This window comes from Verrucomicrobiia bacterium, assembly GCA_035629175.1.
In the GTDB taxonomy this organism is placed as follows: domain Bacteria; phylum Verrucomicrobiota; class Verrucomicrobiia; order Limisphaerales; family DASXHY01; genus DASXHY01.
Genome location: DASPIL010000045.1, coordinates 21630 through 28296 on the forward strand (window position 1 = coordinate 21630; position 6667 = coordinate 28296).

Here is a 6667-nt window from a genome sequence, read left to right on the forward strand (position 1 = left end):
GTGTTCGAGCACTTCCCCGCAAACAACATTAACCCGGCGCTTCACAGCGCCATTTCATCAATGCGTATGAAGTATTATACCTCCACCACGGAATTCAACTGCGGATTCGAGCCTCTTGGGAAGAGGAGAGAAGGATTTGCCGAAGGCAAAGGCCGCCTGCGGCCGATTGAGCAGGAGCGAAAGGGCCCATAGATCTCCATGCCTGGCAGTGGCGTTTGATCACGCGGATGGAAAACCGGTCGAGGTTCTGGCCCTTTACGGGGCTGGGACTCTGGCCGGGTCGATTGAGTGCGAATAGGTGTTTAGCCGGAATGCCCTTGCGCCTCTGCGCGTGAAGCGGCCCTTCCGAGCTGCCAACTGAAATTAAGAGCCTGTCTGAAAAATAAGTGGTGTGCTGTTTTCGCGGAAAAGGCCATATGAGGTCCGCAGACGAAAAAGAAAACTCTTTCTCGTTCACACTCCTTTTACCTGTTGACGTCTCCGGCTTAATAGGTGTTCGGCATCGGGGTCAACCACTAAATGCGGAGAGTGATAGCTGACTTTGACGAATGATCGAGCGCAATGTGCCAATCTTCAGTTCCTTGTGGTTTGGCACTGGAACAGTGATGGTCGAATTCTCAATCCACCGTTGCATGATCACGTGACTGCCTCGCTGCCGCACTCTCTCCATGGCTCTCCAGTATCCGGCAGACCTCCTCGCCGGAAAATCGCGGAAGCTTAGGCAACGCTGACCTCCAAAGAGGAGACGTACGATTCCGAAGCAAGCCGGTCGCGTACTTCTTCCGCCGAGGCGCACTCAAAGAACAACTCTACGGCCTCTCGAAGATTCGCCTTGGCCTGCTCCACGGAATCGCCCTGACTGGCCACGTCGATCTCTGGACACAGTGCAACAAACCCGTTGTCCTCCCGAATCAGAACTGCCGTGAGCGTTTTTGTCATGATGGAAATGTGCTCTGTATCAAGGGTACGCGCAATTCAGTTTTGCCGACCAAGCTCACGCACAGCCGTCTGATTGAAGCGTGAACTGGAACGATGATGTTTGAGGTTCATACAACGATCAACTGCCCGCGCGGGCGGCTGTTGCTTGCAGCGCCTGGTTTAGGCGCTTCCTGAATCTGCATGGGAGTTCATCGTTTAACTTTCGGTTTTAATGACGAAGGCTCTTAGTTCGGCCATTTTACCGTAGCGGAAGCGCCAGACGTCGCAGTATGATTGATGAACCATCTTTCCGTCTTCGTCCTTCATTGTTATGTCGCCAAGCGCCGTGACAAAATCCCCCTCTGCGATCAAATCAGTGACGGTAAATTTTGGAGGCTCCTTAGAAGCTTCAAGATACCGACGAACGGCATCTTTCCCCTTAAGGGTCTTGTCGCCGACATACTTCCATTCCGTGTCCTCGCTGCAGAACGACAAGAATCCCTCGTTGTCGCCTTGAGCGATGGCCGCGTTTGCCTTCTTTAAGATCGATTTATTATTGTCTGACATAGGAGATTCGCTTTGATGCGTTTTTCGCGCTCCATTCACGCCGGTGGAATTCGAGTCAATCTGCGCTTATGCGCCTAACGCAAAGGTCAGGCACAGCCACTGGCAGCCGCGCTCGCGACTGCAACCACAGTGTTGTGTTCTCTGATGCTCATGCTACTGGCCGGCGCGGTGGATGTTGCCTGCACCGTCTGGTTCGACTTTCTGTATCGGATTCCAAATCGCGTCCTCTACTCGCTTCCCAGACACGGTCTCTATGAGGGAGAACATGAATTCGTCTTCCGTCGCGCCCTGCTTCTTGGCAGCAGCCTTGAGTGCATGGTCGGTGTCTCGGATAACTTGAATGAGGTCAAATTTCCATCTTCCGTCCTCTTTTAGAAACTGAAACCTGTTTGGGCTCCTCTTCCCACCAATCAGGACTTCGGCGGTGGCTCGGCTGTTCGCAACATCAACCTTCCCGAGTGTGGTTCTAATAGCGTCATTCTTCCCAATCCAGTCTCTGTCCACCGCGTACGCAAATACCGACTGGCCATTCAACTGTTTCAACGTATCCGCAGGAATGCGATGCTTCAGTAGAAACACCTGAAAGCGGTTGATGAACGAAAGCGACTCCAACGTCTGCCGGTCGGCAGATAACGCCCAATCCACGTAGTGTTGGTATTCGTCAACCGTCCCCTTCGTTACCAGACCGACGGCGACTTGGCCTTTTTGTTCGAGAATGGCTGACTTGTATTCTTGAAATGACTTAACAACCGCATCGGACTCCCCGGGCGTGCATCCGGTTATGGCAACAATGCAAATGAGCGCAGCGGTAAGCGTTCTCATGATTGTCAAACGATCAGGGTGAGCGACCGCCGCTGGAAGCGTGCTCACGCAAGCACGACTCGTGTTGGAATTTCCAGTGCAGGTCGGAAACTGAAACGCGGGGCGGCGGTTCTGCTCCACCCTCTGGTTAGCGGCTCCCTGCATGTGCCCTCCGTCGCTTCTTGTGCCGAGCTATGGCGAATGGAAAATATAGAGCCAATGCGACCACTGAGCCCATGCCAAAAGACAGAGCGACCGAATAACCCTTCTGGCTCGTGCTGGTAGCTGACCCAACGCCAGCTAGAAAAACCCATAAGGCGAAATGCGCCGCCATGAGGGCTATAGCCAGTAGGCCTCCAGCGATTACGACTGCCAGCCAGCGCGCGAACAACAACGAGATCATGAGGACAAGGAGAGCCGCGATTTCCAAACCCCAAAACACCGCAAAATTGGCAAGAGTCTCCATGTTTATACCGCTAACGTTCCAGATCAGTGACCCGGCGCCACTGATCCTCGATTGCAAACCGAAGCACTATCGCCGGGTTCACTGCATCTGGTTTGTTCGGCTCTCTCATTGTCAATGTCTGCGGATGAAAACTCTCATCCGCTCCTGGGATGAAGGCCTCTTCTCAATGAAAAGATGAGCGTTTGGATACGAAGTGGCCTGCATCTTCCAGGCAGTAAAGTCGTCGGAAGATGGCGAGAACCAATCAGGCACCTGTCTAGGCCTCACATCCGCAAACGGAATCTCGACGAATCCTTTTTTCACTTGATCCAGCCAGGCGCTTGAAGCCACCAGTTCAAATTCCCAGTCCCCGTTATACTGCGAATGAAGCGGGAAAATCCCCAATACGCTGCGATGCTCCCTCTCGACATCACTGTGAATGATGATCGGTTCAGGTGCGCTGACGTCACCGAACACGTAACCGTAGTTCGCCTTGGAATCGAGGGAGTGAACTGTCGGAGACGCACACCCGCCAACGAGAACCAGCGAGCTGAAAACGAAAATACACAAGCGCATTGTCTCTATGCCGAACGATGAAGATCACCGACCGCAGCTGGCGACGTGCGGTCGCTGCGACTCCAGGATCCGAGAAATCCTGAGCGTCGAAACTGAAACGCTCGGCGGCGGTTCGTGTGCATCGGCTTGTTATGGGTTTCCGGCTCGCTCAAATCGCTCTCGATAGTCGGCAAACAACGTGCCTTCGCAAAGCCAAAAACCTCGGGAATCGTAATGGAGAGTCGTCGTCTTGTTCGTCTGGGCAAAATTGCTGTGAAGGTCCAACTGCATCACGTCCGATCTGACACGCAAGCCAGCGACCTGCTGCGTCACGCTGTGGCCGCTCGCTATGTCAATGACCACAATCCTGTCGGCCTCTATACGAAGGAGGGTAGGAATCGCCATCCTTACGAGCCGCGCCTTGACCTCTAAAGGCCAGTGGGACTGCGCATCCCAGTACGCGATGGTGGCGGTCTTATCGAACGAAAACTCCCCGCGATAAGCAGATGGGATTCCCTTTGGCGCTGTGCGACAACCGGCGCCCATGACGAGTGCCGAAAGTAACGCCAAATGCAAAATGCAATTACCCATAACGCATAGCTCACCCACAGCCGCCGGAAGAAGGCGTCCGCAGCGAATCGGGCCACTGAACTTCCGGTGATGTTGGCAACTGCGAGGGCGGGCGGCTGTTGGGTGCAACGCCTGGTTCAGCAATTTCTTTGGCCGGCGGGGATGGCGGAGCACGCAGAACGCCCAACTCGGCCAGCGCATACTCTACCGCCTCTGGAACCATGATGGGCCACGCGAAAAGGCCGTGAACAAGGGGTGATAGACTGACTCCCGGCTTCTGCTCCCCGGCAGCAGTGCGCAGCCGCTGAAGAATCTCCCAGCAGATGTAGATCGCGCCGCCGACAACTCCAAACACTGCCCACGTCACGAGTGCCGACCTCCAGCCGGCAACTAACAAGAAGACGAAGGCCAAGACATAGGATGCCAGAATTCCCAAATTGCGGAATCCGCGGATGCCGGGTTTGTTCATAAGCGAGAAGAGCGTAGTCCAACCTACGGCGATCAGAAGCGCGACCGCGAAGGGGGCGTGGATGTATTGGCTCATGGCGTCGTGTTTGCTGAACGATTGAACTCAGCGAAGTGGCGGTAAGCGCCGCTCCGGCTTCTCGACAACCGCGAAGAAACCAGACGCATGAAACTGCATGCGCCCGCCACTTTCGCTGCAGTGATCTTGTTAGCCCATGTTTCCATGCTCGTAATGATAATGCTCCTGACTCGCGGAACTAAAGCGCTGAATAAACTCAGACGCACGCTGGTCATCTTGCCGAGGCGAAAAATATCCGGCAGTGACCGCCCAGTCGTATACGCCGACATCGACCGGATACGCTGTCAATGTTCCGGTCAAGCCGTGCTGACGAATCCACCGCTCAGCCGTCTCGCGCCCCCTGAACACACCTGCGGGAAACTGTGCTCTCGTACCAGTGAATACCCATACTGTTTCCATGACATTCGCTGCGGGCTAACGTCCCGAATCAGAGACCCGGCGGCAAGAGGCTTCGATTGTTAACGGCGACGTCATCGCCGGGTTCTCTGCATCCGGTTTGTTCGGCGTGTTCACTGTGGAAACGACCGCACCAACTCGTGTGTCCCAAGATGCGTGCGCAGTGTGCAGTTGGTCCCCGTAGACTCGTATGTGAATCGAGTCAAAAGGGACGCGTCGCCGCCATCAGGGAACACCAGTGGCAGCTCACTGAGAGACCTCGGAAAAGAACCGGTGCTTGCGCGCTTGCCCAACTGGTCGCAAATCTCGGCTGTGATCGCCGCGTGTGCAGAATGATCAGCGGCTGCCCGAACCTCACGACGTGCATACAGCGCCACGGCCAAAACAAAGATGACGAAGCCCACCGCTATCGTGGAACCGATTGCCTTAGTCATGCTCACGCCGAACATCCTGGATCAGTGACCCCGCGCCAACGGTATCCGGAATGCAACAGAGATGCGAGCGCGGGATTCACTGCATCCAGTTTGTTATACAAGTTCACGTCTGAATCTTCCAACCGAACTGCTTTGCCATCCGACGAACATATTGCTTCTGGCGTCTCAAGTCTCCTTTTGGATCTGGACGCTGCCGCTTGCGAGGTTTATCGACTCGATCAGTCTCAACAACCTTGATTGCTACTACTTCTCCGCGTTTGAGATTTCGCTCCACCCACCAAAGATGCTCGCCAGACCCGGCGAGACCGCCGACGTCCACCTTGATATATTCGGAAACTGGTGAGCCGCCCTTTTGATACGGCTGAGCTCCGCGCCAAACCAAGCAACTGCTCAATACACCGAGGTCTCCCACTCCAGCAGTGCAGACCTTTTTTCCGTTCAAATAAAGCTCGAAGGCGATCATCTTATATAACGAAAAGGATCAGAGACCCCGCGCCAGTCACGACCGATTGCCAACCGCGACGCTCTCGTGGGATTCTCTGCATCCGGCTGGTTCGGCGTGGTCATTGAAGAATTCATTTGATCACGCGCCGTCCGAAACCCGGATCCTCGGATTCGCAGCGGGATTCGGTGGCAAATTTATCCGCACAACCTCTTTTCGTTTTCTCGGACCATCCGAATCACCGGCACCTTTGGCTACACCTGAACCACGCGGCGGGCGTGGAGGGGGACGGCTGCCTTGCGGTTTTGGCGTTGGCTCCTTCATAGACCACTTTACGCCGAACGATAGAACTCAGCGAAGTGGCGGTAAACGCCGCTCCGCCTACTCGGAAACTGTGAAAGAACCAAGCGCATGAAACGGCATGCGCCCGGCACTTTCGCTGCAGTGATCTTGAAACTCCCATCTAAGCCGTCGGTGATGTGTGATATCATCGGTGGTGAAAAAGCGGAGAAGTGTTCGAGCACTTCCCCGCAAACAACATTAACCCGGCGCTTCACAGCGCCAATTCATCAATGCGTATGAAGTATTATACCTCCACCACGGAATTCAACTGCGGAATCGATCTCCATGCCCGTCAGATGTACGTCTGTGTCATGGATCGCTCAGGCAAAATCCTGGTCCATACCAACGTCAAAAACAATGACTTCGGCTTCTTCCTCAAGCTGGTCGCCCCTTATCGCAAAGACCTGACCGTCTGCTGTGAATGCATGTTCGGCTGGTACTGGCTTGCCGATGCCTGTCTGGACGCCGGTCTGACGTTCGTCCTGGCACATGCCCTCTACCTCAAAGCCATCCACGGCGGCAAGAATAAGAACGATCGCGTCGATTCCGAAAAGATCACGCACCTGCTGCGCTCCAATCTCATCCCGCCAGCCTACGTTTATCCCGCTGCGTTGCGACCCCTGCGCGCGTTGCTCCGCCAGCGTCTGTTCTTC

General features: G+C 54.9%; 9 protein-coding genes. 1 reads left to right on the forward strand and 8 read right to left on the reverse strand.

Features of this window, described 5'->3' with window-relative positions; all coding sequences use genetic code 11:
- Window positions 1–508: 508 nt before the first annotated feature.
- The 8 genes from VEH04_07500 to VEH04_07535 form a co-directional block, all read right to left on the reverse strand.
- The gene (locus VEH04_07500) at window positions 509–670 is read right to left on the reverse strand and encodes a type II toxin-antitoxin system HicA family toxin (protein HYG22608.1); all 162 of its coding nucleotides are present in this window, start codon (window positions 668–670) and stop codon (window positions 509–511) included.
- Window positions 671–717: 47 nt separating this feature from the next.
- A complete protein-coding gene (locus VEH04_07505) occupies window positions 718–939 on the reverse strand; it encodes a type II toxin-antitoxin system HicB family antitoxin (protein HYG22609.1) in 222 nt (73 codons plus the stop codon).
- A gap of 195 nt (window positions 940–1134) precedes the next feature.
- On the reverse strand, window positions 1135–1485 hold the full coding sequence (locus tag VEH04_07510; protein HYG22610.1) for a nuclear transport factor 2 family protein: 351 nt from the start codon (window positions 1483–1485) through the stop codon (window positions 1135–1137).
- A gap of 153 nt (window positions 1486–1638) precedes the next feature.
- Complete coding sequence (locus VEH04_07515) at window positions 1639–2355, reverse strand: hypothetical protein (GenBank protein HYG22611.1); 717 nt, start codon at window positions 2353–2355, stop codon at window positions 1639–1641.
- A gap of 508 nt (window positions 2356–2863) precedes the next feature.
- Window positions 2864–3208 (reverse strand): hypothetical protein, encoded by a 345-nt coding sequence (locus VEH04_07520; protein ID HYG22612.1) that lies wholly within the window; start codon window positions 3206–3208, stop codon window positions 2864–2866.
- Window positions 3209–3436: 228 nt separating this feature from the next.
- Window positions 3437–3877, reverse strand: a complete 441-nt coding sequence (locus tag VEH04_07525; GenBank protein HYG22613.1) for a hypothetical protein — start codon at window positions 3875–3877, stop codon at window positions 3437–3439.
- 10 nt (window positions 3878–3887) lie between these two features.
- Window positions 3888–4400 (reverse strand): hypothetical protein, encoded by a 513-nt coding sequence (locus VEH04_07530; protein HYG22614.1) that lies wholly within the window; start codon window positions 4398–4400, stop codon window positions 3888–3890.
- Window positions 4401–5333: 933 nt separating this feature from the next.
- Entirely contained in the window at window positions 5334–5693 is a 360-nt protein-coding gene (locus tag VEH04_07535; protein ID HYG22615.1) for a hypothetical protein, read from the reverse strand.
- Between the two features lie 557 nt (window positions 5694–6250).
- Here VEH04_07535 and VEH04_07540 point away from each other — a divergent pair.
- Window positions 6251–6667, forward strand: a 417-nt coding sequence (locus VEH04_07540; protein HYG22616.1) for a transposase, incomplete at its 3' end; no start/stop codon positions are given.

What these genes read in the sequence shown, in the direction of transcription:
- VEH04_07500 (HYG22608.1), bottom strand. Translation starts at nt 670, where the DNA reads ATGGAGAGAGTGCGGCAGCGAGGCAGTCACGTGATCATGCAACGGTGG.
- VEH04_07505 (HYG22609.1), bottom strand. Translation starts at nt 939, where the DNA reads ATGACAAAAACGCTCACGGCAGTTCTGATTCGGGAGGACAACGGGTTT.
- VEH04_07510 (HYG22610.1), bottom strand. Translation starts at nt 1,485, where the DNA reads ATGTCAGACAATAATAAATCGATCTTAAAGAAGGCAAACGCGGCCATC.
- VEH04_07525 (HYG22613.1), bottom strand. Translation starts at nt 3,877, where the DNA reads ATGGGTAATTGCATTTTGCATTTGGCGTTACTTTCGGCACTCGTCATG.
- VEH04_07530 (HYG22614.1), bottom strand. Translation starts at nt 4,400, where the DNA reads ATGAGCCAATACATCCACGCCCCCTTCGCGGTCGCGCTTCTGATCGCC.
- VEH04_07535 (HYG22615.1), bottom strand. Translation starts at nt 5,693, where the DNA reads ATGATCGCCTTCGAGCTTTATTTGAACGGAAAAAAGGTCTGCACTGCT.